The organism is Alcanivorax sp. VBW004, assembly GCF_009718865.1.
Taxonomy (GTDB): domain Bacteria; phylum Pseudomonadota; class Gammaproteobacteria; order Pseudomonadales; family Alcanivoracaceae; genus Alcanivorax.
Genome location: NZ_WNHC01000001.1, coordinates 1407952 through 1428051, shown reverse-complemented (window position 1 = coordinate 1428051; position 20100 = coordinate 1407952). Strand labels below are relative to the sequence as shown.

Here is a 20100-nt window from a genome sequence, read left to right as displayed (position 1 = left end):
CCATTATTGTGATTGTTATCCTGCGTTTTCCCGCCCCTCTGTTCACTTTTTGGACGCCTCACGCCTCCCTGGCCAGCTTCACCTGACAAAGCCGGAACTTTCACCGACAATTGGGGCCTGTTACAGGGATTCCCGGTTGCCACCGCATCCGGGTGTCCCAGAAGCTCCAGGGAGAAGCAAAGCTGGCCCCGGTCAGCGCCGATCATGACGTTCCGACGACGCCTGTTACAGTGTCTGGCCCTGCTGTTTGTGGCCGCGACCCTGGCCCAGCTCTGGTATCTGGGCCAGGTGTTACGCCTGCAGCACCACAACCCGGACAACAGCGCTTATATGCACCGCGCCCAGGAGCAGGGCAACGTGCAGCAGTACTGGCGCGATTATGATCAGATCAGCGATTACCTGAAGCGGGCCGTATTGATATCCGAAGACGCCCATTTCACCCAGCACACCGGCTTCGACTGGGAAGGCATCCGCTATGCCCTGAAGCGCAATATGGAAGCGGGCAAGCCGGTGGCCGGCGGCTCCACCATTACCCAGCAACTGGCCAAAAACCTGTACCTGTCCGGCGAGCGCACCTATACCCGCAAAGCGCAGGAAGCAGTGATCGCCCTGATGCTGGAAATCGGCCTGAGCAAACGTCGCATCCTGGAGCTCTACCTGAATGTGGCCCAGTGGGGGCACCAGATTTATGGCGCCGAAGCCGCCGCCCGGCATTACTTTCAGGTCAGCGCAGCGCAGCTCTCGCCCCTGCAGGCAGCGCAGCTGGCCGCCATGCTGCCCCGCCCCAATCTTTACGATTTCAAAGGCCCCACCGACTACGTACAACAACGGGCTCAATGGATTCAGGCGCAAATGGCGCTGGTACGCATTCCCGACCCGGGAACCGTCACCCTGCCCCCGCCGCCTGACCCTGCGCCCCCCGAAGGAAACACGCAATGAAGCAGTATGCCGTCCCCTTTGCCGCCCTGTGTTTTAGCGGCCTTGCCCTGCTGGGCTGTAGCGACAACAACAGTGACACCAAGCCCCAACCCGCCCCTGCCGGCAGCGACAGCACCGATGGCATTGCCGGCGTCTGGCAGAATGACCAGCACGTGCTGGTGCTAGAGAGCAATGGCGACCTGTACCTGCCCACAGACAACAGCCTGCAGGGGCTACGCTGGGAACAGCAGGACGACACCCTCACGTTCGACTACCTGGATAACCGCGAACAACGGGTTACCCAGGCCAGCGCCACCGGCCTGCAACAGGATGACACCCTCACCCTGACCCGCGCGCCAGCAGCCCCGCAGAGCAGCGACACGACAGAGACCGCCGACCCCGAAGCGCCCGCGCCCGCGCCAGACGCTGAAGCCGAAACCGAAACCGAAACCGAAACCGCCAACGATGAAGCCGCTCCGTCACTGTTCAATGGCGACTACCAGCGCGCCAACCAGGCCGTGGGCCATATCAGCGGCACCGTTACGCGCCCGGAAGACAGCGAGCTGCCCGACAATGCGGTACTCACCGTCGCCCTGCTAAACAGCCAGATCGACCCCGATGCCGCAGGAGCACAACCCGTTGCCAAACGGCTGATCCGTCTGGATAAAGACAGCCCCACTCTGCCCTTCCGGTTGTACTACCTCCCCGACGACCTGAAGGCAGACCACGACTACCAGATCATCAGCCAGATTCTTGCTGATGGCGGGCTCTTCTACCAATCCGACGCGGTCACTCTGGAACGCAACCCGCAGGGCTTTGCCGATGTCACCCTGCCGCTCACCGCAGTGATGACCGACAGCGAAACCCTGCGCGGCGCAATCACCCGCGGCAAACCCGGCCAGGACCGTGACACCTTCACCCTGTGCAACAGCGACCGGCGCCTGCTGATTCGCGGGCCACAAAGCGACGACCTGCTGTCGGCCTACGACAAGGGCATTCGCTACCCGCAACAGCCCCGCGTGGCCACCGTCAGCGGCCTGGTACGCAAGGTGCCCGGCAGCCAAGAAGGCAGCACCGAAGCCGCTCTTATCGTGGAGAGCTTCAACCTGGAACCAGGCATGGAAAACTGCCAACTGCCCACCGCCGAACTGACCCACACCCGCTGGCAGCTGACCCACCTGGGCCCGGACCGCATTATTCTGGGTAGCGCGGCACAGGTGCCGTTCCTCACCTTCAACGATGACGGCAAGGTCAAAGGCCACGGCAGCTGCAACAGCCTGAACGGCGGCTACCAACGCGACGACCAGCAGCTGGCGCTGTCTGATCTGGCCAGCACCCGCAAAGCCTGCCCGACCAGCACCATCGAAGGCCGCTACCTTGACGCACTCAAGGCCAGTGACCACTTCCGTATCGACGGCGAGCTGCTTACCCTGTTTGATAAAGATGACGAGGCGGTGGCCAGTTTCCAGGCCATCTACCTGTAGCGCGACACGGGTTGAACAAACCGCAAAAAAGGGAAATCGCCATGCGTGTTCATTACCTGTCCCATGTTCCCTTCGAACAACTGGGCGCCATGGAAAGCTGGTTTCAGGAACGGGACATCAGCATCGGCCACTCGCTGCTGTTCGCCGGTGACGCGCTGCCCACCCCGGCAGATTTTGATGTGCTGGTGGTCATGGGCGGCCCCATGGGCGCCGATGACGACGACCGCTTTCCCTGGATGAGCGCGGAAAAGGTACTGATCCGCGAGAGCATCGCGGCGGGAAAGAAGGTACTCGGCATCTGCCTGGGCGCACAACTGATCGCCCGGGTGCTGGGCGCCCCGGTTACCGCCAACCCGGAAAAGGAAATCGGCTGGTTCCCGGTGTACCCCTCGCCCGCCGGCAAGAACGACAGCATCGGCAAGCTGTTTGCCAACGCTCCCGCCGTGCTGCACTGGCATGGCGACAGCTTTGCCGTTCCCGATGGCGCCGTGCATTTACTGGAAAGCGAAGGCTGCCGCCATCAGGCGTTCCGCTACGGGGATAACGTGCTGGCCCTGCAATTTCATCTGGAACTGGAAAAAGGGAATGCCGAGGCCCTGTGCGACGCCTGCCCGGAGGACCTGACACCGGGCCGCTGGGTGGAAGACCGCCAAGCGCTGCTTGGCGACCCGCAGCGCTTTACCGCATCGAAAGCCTTGTTAGGGCGCGTCCTGAATGTCTTCCTGGGCTAGCGTCTCGCCCGCTTAATGTCGGATTACGGCCTTCGGCCTAATTCGACCTACTTGAAAGGCTAGATTTTGTAGGTCAGATTAGCCAGAAAGGCGTAATCCGACATATGCGATCCCACCAAAGCGAAGAAGCCGCACCCCAGACAGGGCGCGGCTTCTTCGCTTTCCAATCAACCCACGCGGCAGCTTGCTAACTATTTGCCACTAACTGCTCATTAGCTTGTTGCACCCGGCCCACCGCAGACAGAATCGCCTGCAAGGCCGCCGCCGTGGTATCCGCCGCCGTGGCCACGGCGCTTTGTGTGGAGTCACCCACCTGCACGCGCACACAGGCCATGGCGTTGGCTTCGGTGTTATCGCCCAATGAATATTCATCGAACGACACCACTTTCACCTCGCCACCGATACGCCGGTTAAGTGCATCCACCAGGGCCGACATGGCGCCGTCCCCTCGACCAGACAACAACGTCACCGGCTGGCTTTCATCGCCGATGCTGATCTGTGCCTGCACCTGCTCATTACTGCGGTTCAAGTCGTAGGAGCGCAACACCCAACCCATGGGCACGTTCAGATAGTCGCTGTTGAAACGACGATGCACCCGTTCGCTGGTGATCTCGCCACCGTCTTCTTCAGCATCACCCTGCACGACACCGGCCAGCTCCTGCTGCAACCAGCGCGGCAAGTCGATACCGAAATCCCGCTCCAGCACGTGGGCGACCCCGCCCTTGCCGGACTGGGAGTTGATGCGTACCACTTCCTCGTAACGCCGTCCCACATCGGCCGGATCAATGGGCAGATAGGCTGCGGTCCAGATATCCCCTTCCTGATAACGAGCCAGGCATTTACGAATGGCATCCTGGTGGCTACCTGAAAAGGCGCTGAATACCAGATCACCCGCATAGGGATGACGCGGATGGGTCTGGATATCGGTGATCTCTTCCACCAGCGCCACAATCTCTTTCATGCGCGAGAAATCGATTTCCGGATCAATGCCCTGGCTGTACAGGTTCATGCCCGCCGTCACCAGGTCCATGTTGCCGGTGCGCTCGCCGTTACCCAGCAAGGTGCCCTCGACACGATCCGCCCCTGCCATCACCGCCATTTCCGCGGCGGCCACACCGCAACCGCGGTCGTCGTGGGTGTGGACACTGATAATCACGTCATCGCGGTACTGAATATTGTCGTTAACCAGCTCTACCTGATCTGCAAAGACGTTCGGGGTGCTGACTTCCACCGTGGCCGGCAAGTTAATGATCACCCGCTGCCCCTGATCCGGACGCCACACGGCGTTCACCGCATCAATGACTTCGATGGCGAAATCCGTCTCCGTGGCACTGAAGGTTTCCGGGGAATACTGGAAGCTCCAGTGGGTCTCAGGCTGTTTGGCCGCACAATCGCGTACCCACTCAGCCGCGCGTACCGCAATGGCCTTGCAGCCGGCCTTGTCCACGTTGAACACCTGCTCGCGGAACGTGGGCGAGGTGGCGTTGTAGATATGCACCACTGCATTTTTGGCGCCTTTCAGGGACTCAAACGTCCGCGCGATCAATTCTTCCCGAGCCTGGGTGAGCACTTGAATATGCACATCGTCGGGCACCAGATCTTCCTCGACCAAGGCCCGGCAAAAATCAAAATCGATCTGGCTGGCCGACGGAAAACCCACTTCGATTTCCTTGAAGCCCAATTCCACCAGCATCTGGAAAAAACGGCGCTTCTGCGCCACGGACATGGGCTTGATCAGCGCCTGGTTACCGTCACGCAGGTCCACCGCCGCCCACAGGGGCGCTTTCTCGATTCGCTGGTTCGGCCAGCGACGGTCGGGCTTGTCGATAACAGGAAAAGGCTGGTACTTGGTGTGATCAAAGCTCATCTCGAATCCTCAAAGTAAAAAGGGGCAGACACTGCCCCCAGAATTACTAACCGGCTCTCCCAGGGATACTGCTTGATGCGGCTAACAATGATGTCGTGATCTTGGATCTCGATCAGGGCACCGGTCGGTGCAGGTAGCAACAGAGAGAGGCATTCGGCTTGTGGCCGTCTGCGTCACCGCCCTACGAGAGATACTTTACGGCTCTGCGCCGGCAATGTGCTTGCTTTTTTCACCAATATTCGGCCTTATTAGCAATAATATTGCTCAATTTTAGACTTTAACGATATCAAAACCGTATGAGCACCTCAGAACTGGCAAAACTGGACCGTACCGACCTGCGCATTCTGGAAGCCCTGCAGGGCAATGGCGGCCTCACCAACCAACAACTGGCCGAGACCGTGGGCCTGTCCCCCTCCCCCTGTTCACGCCGGGTACAGAAGCTGGAGACCGCCGGCATCATCGTGAAACGGGAAACGGTGCTGGATGCCCGCAAGCTGGGGCTGGATCTGACGGTAATGATCCAGATCAGCATGGACCGCCACACACCGGAACGTTTTGCCAATTTCGAAGAACAGGTGGCCAGCTACCCGGAGGTGCAGCTGTGCTATCTGGTCACCGGGCAGGAAGCCGATTATCTGCTGAAAGTGGTGGTGCCCGATATCGACGGCTACCAGCACTTCCTGCTTAACAAGGTCACCCGGATCGAGGGCGTGAGCGGCGTGCATTCCAGCTTTGTAATGCGCCGGGTAGTGGATACGGCGGCGCTGCCGTTGAATTATGTTGATGCGTGAGGATCAGTTGAAAGTTCAAAGTTTAAACGCGATTCAGGCTGCCTGATATTTGTAATGTCGTGCCCGCGCTCCCCGGCAATAGCGCGGGCACAGACTCAAAGGCAGCAACCCCCTCGCGCGCGCTTCAACTTTGAACTTTGAACTTTCAACTCAACCCACCAAGCCTACAGGTCCCCCACCCTGAGCTGATATGCTGGCTCCATCGACCGCGTTGAATTGCGAGACCATGAAAAAACTGCTGATCGTTGCCCACGCTCCGTCACCGAATACGCAAAAACTCCGCGAGGCCGCCGCCCGTGGCGCCGGGCATGAGGATATCGAAAACGTCTCGGTCACGGTAAAGGCACCGCTGGATGCAGGCCCGGAAGACGTGATGGCCTGTGATGCCATTCTGCTCGGCACCACCGAAAACCTGGGCTATATGAGCGGCGCACTGAAAGACTTCTTTGACCGCACTTATTACGCCGTACTGGAAGAAAAACAGGGCCTGCCCTGCGCCCTGTACATTCGTGCCGGCCATGACGGCACCGGTACCCGCCGGGCAGTGGAAACCATTGTCACCGGCCTGCGCTGGAACTGGGTACAGGACCCACAGGTGTTAAAAGGGGAATGGCAGGACGACTTCGAGGCCGAAGTGGAGGAACTGGGGATGTATCTGGCGGCGGGACTGGATGCGGGAATTCTTTAGCTGCGAGTTACTAGCTTCGAGTCGCGAAAAGCTAAAACCTGTTTCAGACGCTCCTGATTGCAGCTTTTGATCTTCGCGACTCGTCACTCGAAACTCGTTACTGCTTTTAGCCCTTGCTCTTACTCACCATGGCCGCAATCACCGCCTTGGCTTCGTCGCCCTGAAGCATTTCGCCGAACAACGCCAGATCTTCTTTCACTACCTGGTGCAGCGGCTTGTTGATGGACTCACGCATCAGTCGCTTGCTCGCCTGCAAGGCACGAGGCGGCTTCTTCGCCAGCGTCGCCGCCATGTTGCGTGCTGTCGCGTCCAGCTCATCCCCCTTCACCACCTTGGCGACCAGCCCGATTTCCAGCGCTTCTGCGGCCAACATGGGCTCACCGAGCAGCAGCATGCGTGCCGCGCGCTGATAGCCGATCCAGGCCGGCAGCAGCTTGGCGGAACCGGCTTCCGGTACGGCGCCCAGATCCACAAACGGCGTGATCAGCTTGGTATCCTCGGATGCGACCACCAGGTCCATGTGCAACAACATGGTGGTGCCCACGCCAACCGCGTTGCCCTGCACGGCCGCAACGACAACCTTGGGGAAATCGTGGATGGCCTGAATGAAATGGGCAGCCTCCCCCGCTTCACCGGGCTTGGCATTCAGGAAATCCACCAGGTCGTTACCGGCACTGAAGGACTTGCCCTCCCCTCTGAACAGCACCACGTGAATATCATCACTCTGCTCTGCAGTTGCCAGCAGCTTGACCAAATCCCGGTACATAGCGCTGGTCAGCGCATTCAATTTGTCCGGACGGTTCAGGGTAATTTCCATCACTGATTCGGTGTTGTTCACCAGAACCAGATCACTTTCCAGTGTCGGCATCGTCACGACAGCTCTCCCAATCGTATTTATAGTCGGGCAAGGCTAGCGGGCGCACCCCCGCCTGCCAAGGGCGAATAACGACAAAGACGCTTGACCGGCCGGTCAAAGGCGATTAAAAAAGCGAACCTTGATCGGAAACCCTACCGTGAAACTGATTACCTTCGATCCTTTCCGCACCCTCGGCCTCCCCGGTGTGCGTTATATCAAGCCCGAACACATGCACCAGCACCGCGACGAACTCACGGCGGCGGACTGGCTGCTGTTCCCCGGCTACTGGCAGATCAACAGCCTGCACTATGTGCTCAAGCGGCCCATTTTCCCCAGCCTGTGCAGCTACCACCTGGGTCACGACAAGGTAGAAATGACTCGCGCCCTGCAAACCGCCTGCCCGGACCATGTGCCTGACACCCTGATCACCGCCTCGGACAAATATGGTATCGCCCAGATTCAGGACCAATGGCGCTTTCCGTTTGTGGCCAAGTCCGTGCGCTCAAGCCAGGGCATGGGGGTTTACCTGATCGAAAACCGGCAACAGCTGCAGGACTATGCCGCACAGGAATCGGTGCTCTATGTGCAGAAACTGCTGCCCATCGTGCGCGACCTGCGCATCGTGGTGGTAGGCCACAACGTGGTAGCCAGTTACTGGCGGGAAGGCTCCGGCTTTCTTAACAACGTGAGCCAGGGCGGCCGGGTACGCACGGATCTGCCGGTTCCCGACAGCGCGGTGTCACTGGTGGAAGGGTTGGCGCGGTATCTGGATATCAATCACGCCGGGTTTGATGTGGCCATGGTGGATGGCCACCCCTACATTCTGGAATTCAACCGACTGTTCGGGAACACCGGCATTCCCGAACTGAACCGCAACGTGCAACGGGCCATGCACGACTATTTGCTGGGCGCGACCTTGCCCCCGTCATCCGACAGCAAAGTCTCCGCCTGAGTCCGTAGCAACGCCTGGTAGCGATGGGCCAGCTGCTCCACCGGCTGCAAACGCACCCGGTGATCGCCGGCACACACTACCTGCGCCTTCTCCGGTTGATAGAGCGCTTTCACATCCAGTTCGGCCAGGGTCAGCTGGGTATCCGGCACATTGAGTCGACCTGGCACCCCGGCCACACACAGGGCCCAGGCTTCGTCCTGATCCGCGTCCGCGGTGACCAGCGCCTTGAACTCCAGTGAAACCTTACCGGCCTGCTTGCGCTGTGGCGCCAGCAAACGCACCACCCGTAGGAACAGCAGCCCCGCGCACAGGGCGGAGAACGCGGCGCGCGATGCCGGGCCCTGATAGAAATACAGCCCCGCCTGCTCGCCAATCGCCGGCCCCGGGTGACCATCATAAAGGGCCGCCACCTGCTCCAGCAGCTGCTGATACTCTGCCAGCACCTCCTGCAGCGCATCATCCGTATAGCGCTGACGAATATGGTCGAAATTGACAATACTGAGACGCAACTGAGCCTGCAGCTGCGCCCCATCCGGCACGGGCAACCGGGCGATGGGAGGAAACGGTGCGTCGTTCTGTGGTGGCACCGGCGGCGCCGCAGATGCAGGTGTATCCTGCTCCACCAGAACCTGTGGCGGTTGCAGGCGCTGCTGAATCAGCGCCGCTGCCACCCGCAACAACAACAGGCACAGCACCGCCAGCACAAACCCCGCTTCAATCTGTTTACGTGGCGACAAGGCATTATCGCCCAGCAAAGTCAGGGTACCCGCCAACTCCCCATCCGGCAGTGCCGCTGGCACGGTCACACGCAAGGGCGACGTCTTCTCCCCCGCTGCCCCGATCTGCTCCCCGGCCGTATCGTCGAAGCGAATCCCCACCACCGGTTTCAGCTGCACGGTTTCCCGGCCAATCAGATTGATGCTGATGGAATCCTCGCTGGCCAAGGCTTCCGCCACACGACGAGCCGTCTGCTGCGCCAGCGCCTGTAGCTGCACTTTGCGCTCCTGTTCCAGGCCGGCGGAAAAGTGCTCAAGGAAATAGACACCGACCACCAACATGGCCAGCAGCATGAGTATCAGCTCGCGCAGCAAGCTCCGTTGCTGCCGGATCCATGGCCGCCATTGTTCCCACAGGGACATAACTTTGCTTTCCGTATTCTTGACCATTGAGACTGCGGCGCAGTATACCGTGCCCGGCCGGGCAGAACTTGACCCAATTGGCGTAGTCGCCTGTCGTTGGGGAACCTCGCCAGGCACAAGAACCTGCCTCTCAAGCCGCCATTTCTGCTACTCTTACGCCGTTTCGGGGCAAAGATGGCGCCGACAATCTAACGCTTTTTTACCTTCTGGCACTTTTTATCTTCTGCAACTGGGAGCCCACGCGTGCGCGAGATCATCCTGATCCAGGTATCTGGTAATGACCGGCCCGGCCTGACCGCCGCCTTCACGGGAATTCTTGCCCGTTATCGGCTCAATGTTCTGGATATCGGCCAGGCCGTTATTCACGACACCCTGTCACTGGGCATACTGGTAGAAACGCCGCCGGATGCGGAATCTTCGTCGGTTCTCAAGGATCTGCTGTTCGAAGCCCACAAGCTGAACATCAATGTGCGCTTCCGGCCCATCGATGAAGACCGCTACGAAGAGTGGGTGGCCGGCCAGGGCAAGGACCGCCATATCATCACCCTGCTGGCGCGCAAGATCACCGCCGAACAGTTAGCCGATGTGACCACCACCGTGGCCAACAACGGGCTCAATATCGACAGTATTGCCCGGCTGTCCGGGCGCGTGCACCTGGAAGGCGAAGCGCTCAATCAGGACAGCCGCGCCTGCATCGAGATTTCCGTGCGGGGCGAGCCGGACGATGGCGAGGCCATGCGTGCCGCCTTCCTGAGCATTGCCAACGAACGCAACCTGGACATTGCCTTCCAGCGCGACAGCGCCTACCGCCGCAACCGCCGCCTGGTAGTCTTCGATATGGATTCCACCCTGATCCGCTCTGAAGTCATCGACGAGCTGGCCACGGAAGCCGGTGTCGGCGAACAGGTGGCTGACATTACCGAGCAGGCCATGCGCGGGGAACTGGATTTCAATGAAAGCTTCCGCGCCCGTGTGGCCCTGCTGAAAGGGCTCGATGAAGGCGCACTGGAACGGGTGCGCGAGCGTATCCAGCTCACCGAAGGCGCCGAACGGCTGGTCTCCACCCTGCGTGCCCTGGGCTACCGCACCGCCATTCTTTCCGGGGGCTTCACCTGGTTCGGGCAATGGTTACAGCAACTGCTGGGCATTGATTATGTCCATGCCAACGAACTGGAAATCGAGAATGGCCAGGTCACCGGCCGGGTTGTCGGCCAGATCGTCAACGGCCAGCGCAAGGCCGACTTGCTGAAAGACATTGCGACCCAGGAAGGCATCAGCCTGGAACAGGTAATCGCCGTAGGAGACGGCGCCAACGACCTGCCCATGCTCGGCGAAGCCGGCCTTGGGATTGCCTTTCGCGCCAAACCACTGGTCAAACAGAACGCCGAACAAGCCATCTCCACTCTGGGGCTGGACGGCATTCTTTATCTCATCGGCGTGCGGGACAAGGATCAGGCGGAGCTTTTGAAGAGCAGCTGACAGCTGCACGATCAACGCGGCCATAACCTTAAAACGCAAGAGGCCGCGCCCATCCACAGGGCGCGGCCTCTTGCGTTTCAAAACACTCCGAATCTGAAACGCGACGCTGTCAACTGTCCACTATCAACTGCGAACTAACAAACTACGCTGCATCGGGAATTTCCAGCTTGTCCATCGGTGCCTGCAGGTAGTACCCCTGCAGATAATCCACGCCTCCCAGTGTCCATAGCGCCTGCATCTGTGCCGCAGATTCCACAAAGCCCACCACCGTTTTGCGGTTGCCTTCTTTCACCTGCTTGATGATCGACGTGAGGCGTTCCCGGCCTTCGGCCTTGGACAGTTCCTGGGTGAAGGAGCCTTCGAACTTCACCATGGTGGCCGGGATATGCTGGAACAACTTGAACGGATCCAGCCCACCGCCGAAACGGCTGATGGAAATGCCACAACCCAGCGCTTTTACCTTCTCGGCAAAGGCACCAGCCTGCTTCAGGTAGGTGGCGGCATCACCTTCACTGAACTGGAAGGTGACCCGTGATCCGTCCATCTTGGCAGCACGCATGGCCTTGCCCAGCCAGTCGGCCAGGGACGCATCCGCCAGGGACGCGCCGTTGAGATTCAGCACCAGGCTGACCGGCTCACTGAAAGCTGCTGCCGCACGCATGGCATTGAGGACCACCCAGCGGTCAATCTTGCCCACCAGACCCTGGTCCGCCGCCACCGACATGAATTCTTTTGCCTCCATGGCCTCCCCTTGTTTCTGGGGCAGGTTCACGAACACTTCAAAGGCATGCTCCGCTTCGTCTTCCAGGCTCATCAACGGCTGATACCGCAAGCTGAACGCACCCTGTTCCAGCGCCTGGCGAACCTGCATGGCCACCGCTTCAGACGACCCGGCGGCCACATCATCCATGGGATCATGCACTTTCACCGCATTGCCCTTGCCGGCATTTTCCCGCTGGGCCTGGTTGCAACATTTCAACGCGGTGGTGAGGGTTTCCTGGCTGCTACGGGCATCTTCGCGCACAAACGACACCCCCACACTGGCGGTGACATGCACGGTCTTGGCGGCCACTTCCGGCATCAGGGTTTCAATGCCGGCCCGCAGGGTTTCTGCCAGTTCGGCCGCCTCATCCATATCGGCTACCGGCTGCAGAACGGCAAAATCCTCGCCATCCACCCTGGCCAGATGGGCCTCTCCCACCTCGGCACGCAGCCATTCGGCCACGCTTTTCAGAATGTCATCCGCGCCATCAAGCCCCAGGCCGGACTGATGATGCTCAAAGTCATCCAGACGCAGATACAGCACGGTGGACAGGCGCCCCTCATTGGCGGCCTGGGCCACACTTTCGTCCACACGGTCCATGAACCAGCTGCGACTGAATAGCCCTGTCACCTGATCTTTCTGGCTCATCTCCTGAAGCCGCTCGGCCATTTCGCTTTCATCCACGCCGGCAGCGCGGATCACGATCTGGGTGCAGGCTTCGCCATCGTAGGTGCTGGCCGAAAAGGTGAAGGTGGCATCGAACTCGCCACCCTCGGTGTTCACGCCCTTGCATTCCAGTTCGTGGGTCTGGCTTTCATCCTGGGCACGGCTGCGCAACAACTGCTTCAGCTTGGCATGATCCGAGGCCGACACCATATCCATGATCGGCACCCCGGCCAGGTCGTCGGCGCTTTCGTAGCCGAACATTTCCACGTAGTTGTCATTGGCGTGGATGTGCATGCCATCCAGCACATAGGCAATCGCGTCACGGCTCTGGTCCATCAGCAGAGAGAGGCGCTTCTCTGCATCATGGCGGACGATTTCGGAGTGCTGCAGCTCCTTGCGCAAGCGCAGAAATTCGATGACCCGGTCCACCATCAGGGAGAGCAGGTCGCGGTCATCGTTGGGCACGACGCCCCGGGCGCCCAGCGACATGCCGGCCTTGATGGTATCGGGGGTGAAATTGTCTTCGAGAAGAATCACCGGGATCGCCTTGCCGAGGCGATTGAGGTGCGACATGACGCTTTCAAAGCTGCTGTCGCCGAATGTCGGGCGACACAACATCAGCTCCCAGGCGCCACCTTTCAATGCCCGCAACAGATCATCCTCACCCAGCGCCAGCTGCGCACGGGTCGCACGACCGGCATTGCGCAGGGCGTTCATCAGCTGCTCGGCCTCATCCTGGGAATCATGGGCGATCAGAAGACGTAAATTATCGAGGGCGTAACTCATGGGGCGAAGACTCATGCACTTTTCTTACGGCCCACCATTGTGCCTGACTACCCTGTCTTGGCAACCATCAAAGGCAACGCGGCGAAAACACCGGCCTGCAGCCAATACACGGCTGGCAGACGCCTAATGATAAGTTACGGCAAAATGGAGACACATACGTTTTGCGGCATCCTCGCCGCAACGGTACTTATTGTTATTTTAACAGGCCGTCCAGCAACAGCCTGTGAACGACAAATCGCAAATGACATTTTTCCGACGCGTCATCAACCGTTACAGGCTGGACCAGATCGAATCCAGCGCATCATCGTCCCCGTCTTCCGGGGGTTTGGTCGGTGCCGGCGTGGCCATATCCCGAAACGGATACTGGCTGAACCCGGACGCCCCCTGGGTGCGGCGCAACAATTGCACCCGGCGCGGCTCGCCAGCTTCCACCAGCTCCACCTTCACCCCTTCATTGAAGCCCACTGTGGGCAACAACAGGGTGGCCGGCTGTCCCACCGCGGCCAGCTCGGGCAACACCACGCCGCGCATGAAATCACTGTCCACCCCTTGCTTGCGCAGGGCCCGTGCAGCCACCGGGCGCCCACCCGGCGCCAGCAACTCCACACCGAAGCGGGCACCGTGGTTGGGTAATTGCGTCACCCAGCGCACCACCGCCAGGGACCACTGGCTATCGGGGTGATCACGCAGGGCCAGCAATTCCCCCGTGCGCATCAGGCTGGGCGTATTGCCCTGCCACGACAGGCAATACCCGCCCGGGCTCGCGTTGACTTTCTGGCAGTGATAGCTCACCGGCAGAGCGGCTTCCGAGCGCTGGCTGCCCGGCGCGCCCATTTCAATGGTCTCGCCGGCATAATCAGATTGATAGGCCGTCGCCCAGGGATCAGCGCTGCGCTGCTTCTGCTGGTTGCTCTTCTTGATGTTCACCAGGAACGGATTGTTCTCGTCTTCGGCCCCCAGCACAGACAGGCTGCCCCGCTCCACCATGGTTTCGAAAGCCACCTTGCCGGACAGGAAGTAATGCACCCCCACCAGGCCAAAGCACAGCTCAATCTCGCCACTTTCCGGCATCCGCTTGAATGCCCGCTCGGTCAGCGCCCCCCACACTTGCTGCAGGTGCGACAGCAAACTCTCATCCAGGCTTTTCGGCACGTGCAGGGGGCTCTCGCCGGGCGCACGCATCCAGGCAGTAATGGCCTCGACCAGACGGGAGGAATCAATATAGCGCCAGCTTTCCGATGCCTGGGACGCGTGGGTTCGGTAAATCGGAGGCCGGTCCGCCTGCAGGTCAAAGACGAACAGATCGTCGTCATCGCTGGCGGTGCTGATTTCAATCAGGGACGCCCAGCTGAACGCCGCCTTGTAGATACCGGCCAGCTCCTGCTGACGAAGCTGGTTGGGTTTCGCCGTGGCCAGTAACAGGCAGCGGGCATAGGCGGACTGGATGCTGCTTTCGCCATCGCCATCCTCAACGGCCGTACCGCTAATGCCGTGTAATTCAGCCAGAAGGAACAGCTGATGCAGCTCCAGCCATAAATGGCGGGGGCTGGGAAAATAGAGCTGATAGCAGCGCAGCAGGGTATCGCCCAATGCCGTCACCGCCCGGTGGATTGCCGTTGTCACCGCACGCCGGACAGCCTTGTCCTTAACCTTGCGGATGCCGCGCACCGCCACCAGTTTGTAGCCGTTGGCCAGATGCCCCTGCAGCGCCTGGGCAAGACTGGCCACCCGGCGCGCCTTTTCCGGCAGCACCAGAGACTGATTCAGATAGTGTTTCTGCAGGGATTCACTGACATGAAGAATAGACGGGCGCACGACTTCCAGTAACTGAAAGCGGAGTTTGGAATCAATCTGCAACCGGTTCAGTTCCTGAATGAACTGATACAACTGGCGAGCCGTTTCTCCCATATTCATGATCGGGAGTGACTCTACCCACTGTTGCAGCTTCTTCGGCTGATCAGCGCCAAGTGTCAGGTGCGGCAGATCCTGCTCGGGCAGTTTCAATCGCACCGTCTGGGCTGGTTGCTCCATGAAGATAATCCTTATCTTGGCGGCATCCAGGCTACCTAGTTATTTTGTATTAGTTCTTGTTTTTAATGCGTCCTGTGTCACACGACTTTACGATACCGCTACAATTCTGTAAACGCTGTGCCACATTCCCCAGAAAGGGCTTGCGGTCCGCGCCGCTAACCGGCTAGCACCGTTTTAGCGGGCTCTCCTGGCTCTTCCCGCGTGAGCCTTGGCACCAGAAAACCGGGCAGGCGGGCACGCAAGTCCGCGTGCAACTCCCGGGCAATCACATCGGGAACGGCAAAATGGGCAGCCCCCTGCACCGCGTCCAGCTGGTGCAGGTAATAAGGCAGCACTCCCGCGTCAAAAAGGACATCGGACAAATCCGCCAGTGTATCCACCCTGTCATTTACCCCGGCCAGCAGCACACTCTGGTTTAGCAGAGTCATACCGGCACTGCGCCAATCGCGGCAACGCGCTACCAGCGCCGGGCTGATTTCACGGGGATGGTTGGCATGCAACACCAGCACGGTTTGCCAGCGGTCACGGGTCAACAGTGCTTTCAGACCCGCATCCAGTCGCTCGGGAATCACCACCGGTGTGCGGCTGTGAATGCGCAGCCGGCGCAGGTGCGGAATCGCCGCCAGCGCATCCAGCAGCTGCTCAAGACGTCGATTGGTCAACGTTAGCGGGTCGCCGCCACTGAGAATCACCTCATGAATATCCGGGCGTGCCGCCAGCCATTCCAGCGCCTGCTCCCAGCGCTTGCCGCTCAGGTGTGTCTGATAGGGAAAATGCCGCCGGAAGCAGTAACGGCAATGCACTGCACAAGCGCCAGTGACCACCAACAACGCCCGGCCGTGGTACTTGTGCAACAAGCCCGGAACGGCCGTGTGGTCCGCTTCATCCAGCGGGTCCGCGCTGTACCCCTGATGCACCTGGCGCTCCTCCGGCGCACTGAGCACCTGCCGCAACAGCGGGTCATCCGGATTGCCCCGCTCCATCAGGTCCACGTAACGACGCGGCACCCGCAAGGGGAAATCTTCAGCCGCCGCCAGACTGGCGGGCAAGTCCTGCGGGGTCAGTTCCAGCTGCGAAAACAGCTCCGCCGGGTCGGTAATCAGGTCGGCCTGCTGGCGCTGCCAGTCCGGCAACTCCCAACCGGCCGCTTCCTGCGTTATCATGAGGGTCTGTTGATGTTTCATCTGCGCCTCTGCTGGAGTTTATTTTTTTGCCCGGCAAGGCGGAGGGAGTGCAGCATAGTCATTCTTATGTCAGCGACCGACAACACGGCTGGGCGAAAAAAAGGGCCCAGCCCTGCGGGTTGTGCCTGCAAGCCCACCACTCGTCGTTACAAGTCGTTCATTTGAAGCAACCAAACATCTCTCCTTGCGCCTAGATTGGCGGGCTTGCAGGCACAACAGAGATGCAGATGAAGCATCAATAGACCCTATCAACCTTTGTAACGGCATACATCAACCCTGTGGACGTGTTTTATGGCCAACTATTCTACCAGCGAATTCAAGTCTGGCTTGAAAGTGATGCTCGATGGCGACCCCTGCTCCATCATCGAAAACGAATTCGTGAAGCCGGGCAAGGGCCAGGCATTCAGCCGCGTAAAGCTGCGCAACCTGCGTAACGGCAAGGTCTGGGAGCGCACCTTCAAGTCCGGCGACTCCCTGGAAGGCGCCGATGTGATGGACGTTTCCATGCAGTACATCTTCAACGACGGTGAATTCTGGCACTTCATGGACCAGACCTCCTTCGAACAGAAGCAAGCCGACGAAACGGCCGTGGGCGACGCCAAACAGTGGCTCAAGGAAGAAGACATCTGTGAGGTCACGCTCTACAACGGTGAGCCGCTGTCCGTGAGCCCACCGAACTTCGTTGAGCTGGAAATCACCGAAACCGACCCGGGCCTGAAAGGCGACACCGCCGGCACCGGCGGCAAACCCGCCACCCTGAGCACCGGCGCCGTGGTGCGCGTGCCCCTGTTCGTGCAGACCGGTGAAATCGTCAAAGTGGACACCCGGACCGGCGATTACGTGGGTCGCATCAAACAGTAGCCGTGAGCAACTGGCAACCCACCGCCTCCCTCGAGGCCATCAAGGCGCGCGCTGAGCTGCTACGCACAGTGCGCGCCTTTTTTGATGACCGCAACGTGCTGGAAGTGGACACCCCGCAACTGGCCCGTTATGGCGTCAGCGACTTGCATATTCAGTGCATCCCGGTGCCCGGTTACGGCTACCTGCAAAGCTCCCCCGAATACCACATGAAACGACTGCTGGCCGCCGGTAGCGGGCCCATCTATCAGGTCTGCAAGGCATTCCGGGATGGCGAGGCCGGGGGACGGCACAACCCGGAATTCACCATGCTGGAATGGTACCGGCCCGGGTTTGCACTGGATGATCTGATCCAGGAATGTCTGGCCTTATTCGCCGCCCTCTTTCCGAGCGCTCAGTCAAAGACCTACCACTTCCGGGGTCTGTTCAGGGACGTCACGGGCCTGGACCCACTCACCGCCAGTGATTCCGACCTGATCACCCACGCCGAATCCTGTAGCGCCCCCGAAGGCCTGGACAAAACCGCTGCGGTGGACTACCTGATGGCCACCGAGGTGGAAGCCGCACTCCCCGCCGAACAACTCTCCGTGGTTACCGACTTCCCCGGCTGGGCCGCCGCCCTGGCGCAAACCCGTAAAGATGAAGACGGCACCACCGTCGCCCGCCGCTTCGAGATTTATTACCGGGGCCTGGAGCTGGCCAACGGTTATCAGGAACTCACCGACCCGAAAGAGCAGCGCCGGCGGTTCGAACAGGACAATACCCGGCGTAACGCGCATGGATTGAACCCCATGACTGCCGACCCTTTTTTACTGGACGCCATGGACGCCGGCCTGCCCGCCTGCAGCGGCGTGGCCGTGGGGATGGAGCGACTGCTTATGGCACAACAGGGCACCGGCAGGATCGACGACGTCATCGCGTTCCCCTGGTCCAGAGCCTGACCCACCAGGACGCACCGCTGCCCACAAAAAAGGCCGCACCCGATTTCCGGATGCGACCTTTTTCATCTCAGCATCAACAGCCCGCTCCCGCGAACGGTCAATTGCCCTCAAGCCACCGCCGTCTGCGCCACTGAATTGGCCCGCCCGACAGTTTCCGCAATCAGCTCGCCAATACGATCAATCACCGACGGAGGGAAATCGTGGCCCATGCCGGGAATGATCGCCAGCTTGGCACCGCGGATGGCACGGGCAGAGGCCTTGCCGCCGGCGGGGCGAATCAACGGGTCAGCACCGCCATGGATCACCGTGGTTGGGCACTGGATCTTTTTCAGGGTTTTGGTCAGCGAACCGGTGGCCATGATGGCCAGGAACTGGTTGCGGATGCCGCGCGGGTTGATGCCTCGCGCCCAAGACGCCCGATACATGGCGGCCAGCTCATCCTGGCCCTGCGGCAAGGTGCCGCCCAACTTGGCCATCATCTCCAGGCCAAACGCCACGAACTGTTCTTCGGTTTCCACTTTCACCCGCGGCGCCACCAGGGTTTTCAGCGCCGCCGGTTTCGGCGGAGGCAACAGCGGGCTGTTGTTACTGGACATGATCGAGGTAAGCGACAGCACCCGCTCCGGGTGAGTGCCTGCCATCAACTGACTGATCATCCCGCCCATGGAAGCCCCAACAAAATGCGCCCGCTCAATGTTCAGGGCATCCAGCAGGCCGACCGTATCGGCTACCATATCGTGCAGGGTATAGGGGCTTTCCACTGACAGGCCCACCATGCTGCGCAGGATCGCGGCTATCGGCCCTTGATTGATGGGTTTGCGAATCCGGGTGGATTTACCCACATCCCGGTTATCAAACCGAATGACCCGATACCCCTTGTCCGCCAATGCATCCAGCAACGTATCCGGCCAGAACACCATCTGCGCCGACAGCCCCATGACGAACACGATAGGCTCCCCGTTTTCCGGGCCACGACTCTCATAAAAAAGCTCGATTCCGTTACTGGCGACCGTGCCTGACTGCATATGCGTACCCTTTGTGCTGGCCTGTTCTTGTGGTGCAGTGCCGCGAGGAAATCACTGCCAATGGACCAACATAGAAAAGGGCGACACAAACCTCAAGCGCCAGCATGGCAATTGCGCGGCGATTGGCCTGTTCGGCCGCTCAAACGGTAATCGCACGCCACAGCATATCAAACAGCACACCGTGCTGGTCTGCCAGGCGACCCGGCCGGCCACGTAATAGATGCATCTGGGAAATACGCAGCAAGACCCCATAGAAAAAATCCAGCAGGATCGGGGTCGCCACCTGGTCATTGAGAATGCCCTGGTCCTGCCCTTCATGCAGCACACTGAGAAACAGCTCGGTGAGCCGCTGCTGGCCCGGCGTGCTGTCACTCCCCCAGCGCCCCGGGTACACCGAGTTGATCATCATCCGCCCCATTTGCGGGTTGCGATCAAAGAAATCCAGCACCACCCAGAACACCTTGCTGAGCCGGTCGCGAAAGGTATCGATGCCGGCGAGATGGTCCAGCATCCGCTCAGCCAATTGCCCCAGCCCGTGATGTAGGCAGGCACTCAACAAGGCCTCCTTGCTGCCCTGGCCGTCATCGCCGTAGTAGCGATAAATTGTTTGCAGGCTGCAACTCGCTGCCCGGGCAATCTGCTGCAAGGTGACATGGTGGAACTCCGAATTCGCAAAAACCTGCACTGCCGCCCACTCGATACGCTCGCGAACAGCCGGGTCCTGCCGGGTTGCCGGAAAAGGCCCGGCGTGGCGCTGCATTCCCATTTCGTTTGCTTCCCCCTCACCTTGTCACATTCAAAACATCTCAAAGTGTAATTGATATTACACCCGTGTCGGACAGTGTCTCCAGCGCAATTGACTCACTACTCCGACCCTTCTAGGCTCGACTCACTTTGTCACCAACCAATGTCACATTAAGTGTAAGAAAAATTACACTGTG

17 protein-coding genes are annotated in these 20100 nt (G+C 60.0%); 9 read left to right on the top strand and 8 right to left on the bottom strand.

The genetic code is table 11. The features are described from left to right. Positions 1-204: 204 nt before the first annotated feature. From mtgA to F1529_RS06490, 3 genes are read left to right on the top strand one after another with little or no spacing between them, the layout of a single operon-like run. On the top strand, positions 205-939 hold the full coding sequence (mtgA, locus tag F1529_RS06500) for a monofunctional biosynthetic peptidoglycan transglycosylase (protein WP_155133084.1): 735 nt from the start codon (positions 205-207) through the stop codon (positions 937-939). Then, the gene (locus F1529_RS06495; RefSeq protein WP_155133081.1) at positions 936-2402 is read left to right on the top strand and encodes an META domain-containing protein; all 1467 of its coding nucleotides are present in this window, start codon (positions 936-938) and stop codon (positions 2400-2402) included. Before mtgA ends, F1529_RS06495 begins: the two co-directional genes overlap by 4 nt. 41 nt (positions 2403-2443) lie before the next feature. Beyond that, positions 2444-3133: a type 1 glutamine amidotransferase gene (locus F1529_RS06490; protein ID WP_155133078.1), complete on the top strand. Its 690-nt coding sequence runs from the start codon at positions 2444-2446 to the stop codon at positions 3131-3133. A gap of 187 nt (positions 3134-3320) precedes the next feature. On the opposite strand, the gene F1529_RS06485 is transcribed toward F1529_RS06490, so the two are convergent. Then, on the bottom strand, positions 3321-5000 hold the full coding sequence (locus F1529_RS06485) for a 2-isopropylmalate synthase (protein ID WP_155133076.1): 1680 nt from the start codon (positions 4998-5000) through the stop codon (positions 3321-3323). A 296-nt stretch (positions 5001-5296) separates the two neighbouring features. On the opposite strand from F1529_RS06485, the gene F1529_RS06480 reads away from it, so the two are divergent. Both F1529_RS06480 and F1529_RS06475 read left to right on the top strand, forming a co-directional pair. Further along, positions 5297-5791: an Lrp/AsnC family transcriptional regulator gene (locus F1529_RS06480; RefSeq protein ID WP_155133074.1), complete on the top strand. Its 495-nt coding sequence runs from the start codon at positions 5297-5299 to the stop codon at positions 5789-5791. A gap of 226 nt (positions 5792-6017) precedes the next feature. Beyond that, a complete protein-coding gene (locus tag F1529_RS06475; protein WP_155133071.1) occupies positions 6018-6479 on the top strand; it encodes a flavodoxin family protein in 462 nt (153 codons plus the stop codon). Positions 6480-6585: 106 nt separating this feature from the next. On the opposite strand, the gene F1529_RS06470 is transcribed toward F1529_RS06475, so the two are convergent. Beyond that, complete coding sequence (locus F1529_RS06470; RefSeq protein WP_007150979.1) at positions 6586-7347, bottom strand: enoyl-CoA hydratase; 762 nt, start codon at positions 7345-7347, stop codon at positions 6586-6588. Between the two features lie 145 nt (positions 7348-7492). Here F1529_RS06470 and F1529_RS06465 point away from each other — a divergent pair, with 145 nt between their 5' ends. Beyond that, complete coding sequence (locus F1529_RS06465; protein WP_370456967.1) at positions 7493-8287, top strand: RimK family alpha-L-glutamate ligase; 795 nt, start codon at positions 7493-7495, stop codon at positions 8285-8287. On the opposite strand, the gene F1529_RS06460 is transcribed toward F1529_RS06465, so the two are convergent. After that, the gene (locus F1529_RS06460) at positions 8233-9426 is read right to left on the bottom strand and encodes a hypothetical protein (protein ID WP_230457731.1); all 1194 of its coding nucleotides are present in this window, start codon (positions 9424-9426) and stop codon (positions 8233-8235) included. The two genes, F1529_RS06465 and F1529_RS06460, sit on opposite strands and share 55 nt — an antisense overlap. A 243-nt stretch (positions 9427-9669) precedes the next feature. Between F1529_RS06460 and serB the strand changes: the two genes are divergently transcribed. Then, on the top strand, positions 9670-10905 hold the full coding sequence (gene serB, locus F1529_RS06455) for a phosphoserine phosphatase SerB (protein ID WP_007149710.1): 1236 nt from the start codon (positions 9670-9672) through the stop codon (positions 10903-10905). A 142-nt stretch (positions 10906-11047) separates the two neighbouring features. Here the strand turns inward: serB and F1529_RS06450 are convergent, their stop codons facing one another. From F1529_RS06450 to epmB, 3 genes are all read right to left on the bottom strand, one after another. Beyond that, positions 11048-13135, bottom strand: coding sequence for an EAL domain-containing protein (locus tag F1529_RS06450; RefSeq protein ID WP_230457730.1), 2088 nt, complete (start codon positions 13133-13135; stop codon positions 11048-11050). Between the two features lie 255 nt (positions 13136-13390). Beyond that, on the bottom strand, positions 13391-15151 hold the full coding sequence (locus F1529_RS06445) for a hypothetical protein (protein WP_155133065.1): 1761 nt from the start codon (positions 15149-15151) through the stop codon (positions 13391-13393). 155 nt (positions 15152-15306) lie between these two features. Further along, on the bottom strand, positions 15307-16335 hold the full coding sequence (epmB, locus tag F1529_RS06440) for an EF-P beta-lysylation protein EpmB (protein WP_230457729.1): 1029 nt from the start codon (positions 16333-16335) through the stop codon (positions 15307-15309). 291 nt (positions 16336-16626) lie between these two features. On the opposite strand from epmB, the gene efp reads away from it, so the two are divergent. Continuing rightward, complete coding sequence (gene efp, locus F1529_RS06435; protein ID WP_007150421.1) at positions 16627-17196, top strand: elongation factor P; 570 nt, start codon at positions 16627-16629, stop codon at positions 17194-17196. Between the two features lie 2 nt (positions 17197-17198). Further along, positions 17199-18134 (top strand): EF-P lysine aminoacylase EpmA, encoded by a 936-nt coding sequence (gene epmA, locus F1529_RS06430; RefSeq protein ID WP_370456966.1) that lies wholly within the window; start codon positions 17199-17201, stop codon positions 18132-18134. A 107-nt stretch (positions 18135-18241) separates the two neighbouring features. Here epmA and F1529_RS06425 read toward each other — a convergent pair whose 3' ends face one another. Together F1529_RS06425 and F1529_RS06420 are read right to left on the bottom strand one after the other, a co-directional pair. Next, positions 18242-19159 carry an alpha/beta fold hydrolase gene (locus F1529_RS06425; protein WP_007148804.1) on the bottom strand — a complete coding sequence of 306 codons (918 nt, stop codon included), beginning with the start codon at positions 19157-19159 and terminating at the stop codon, positions 18242-18244. A gap of 139 nt (positions 19160-19298) precedes the next feature. Further along, positions 19299-19919 carry a TetR/AcrR family transcriptional regulator gene (locus F1529_RS06420; protein WP_155133062.1) on the bottom strand — a complete coding sequence of 207 codons (621 nt, stop codon included), beginning with the start codon at positions 19917-19919 and terminating at the stop codon, positions 19299-19301. Positions 19920-20100: the final 181 nt, after the last annotated feature.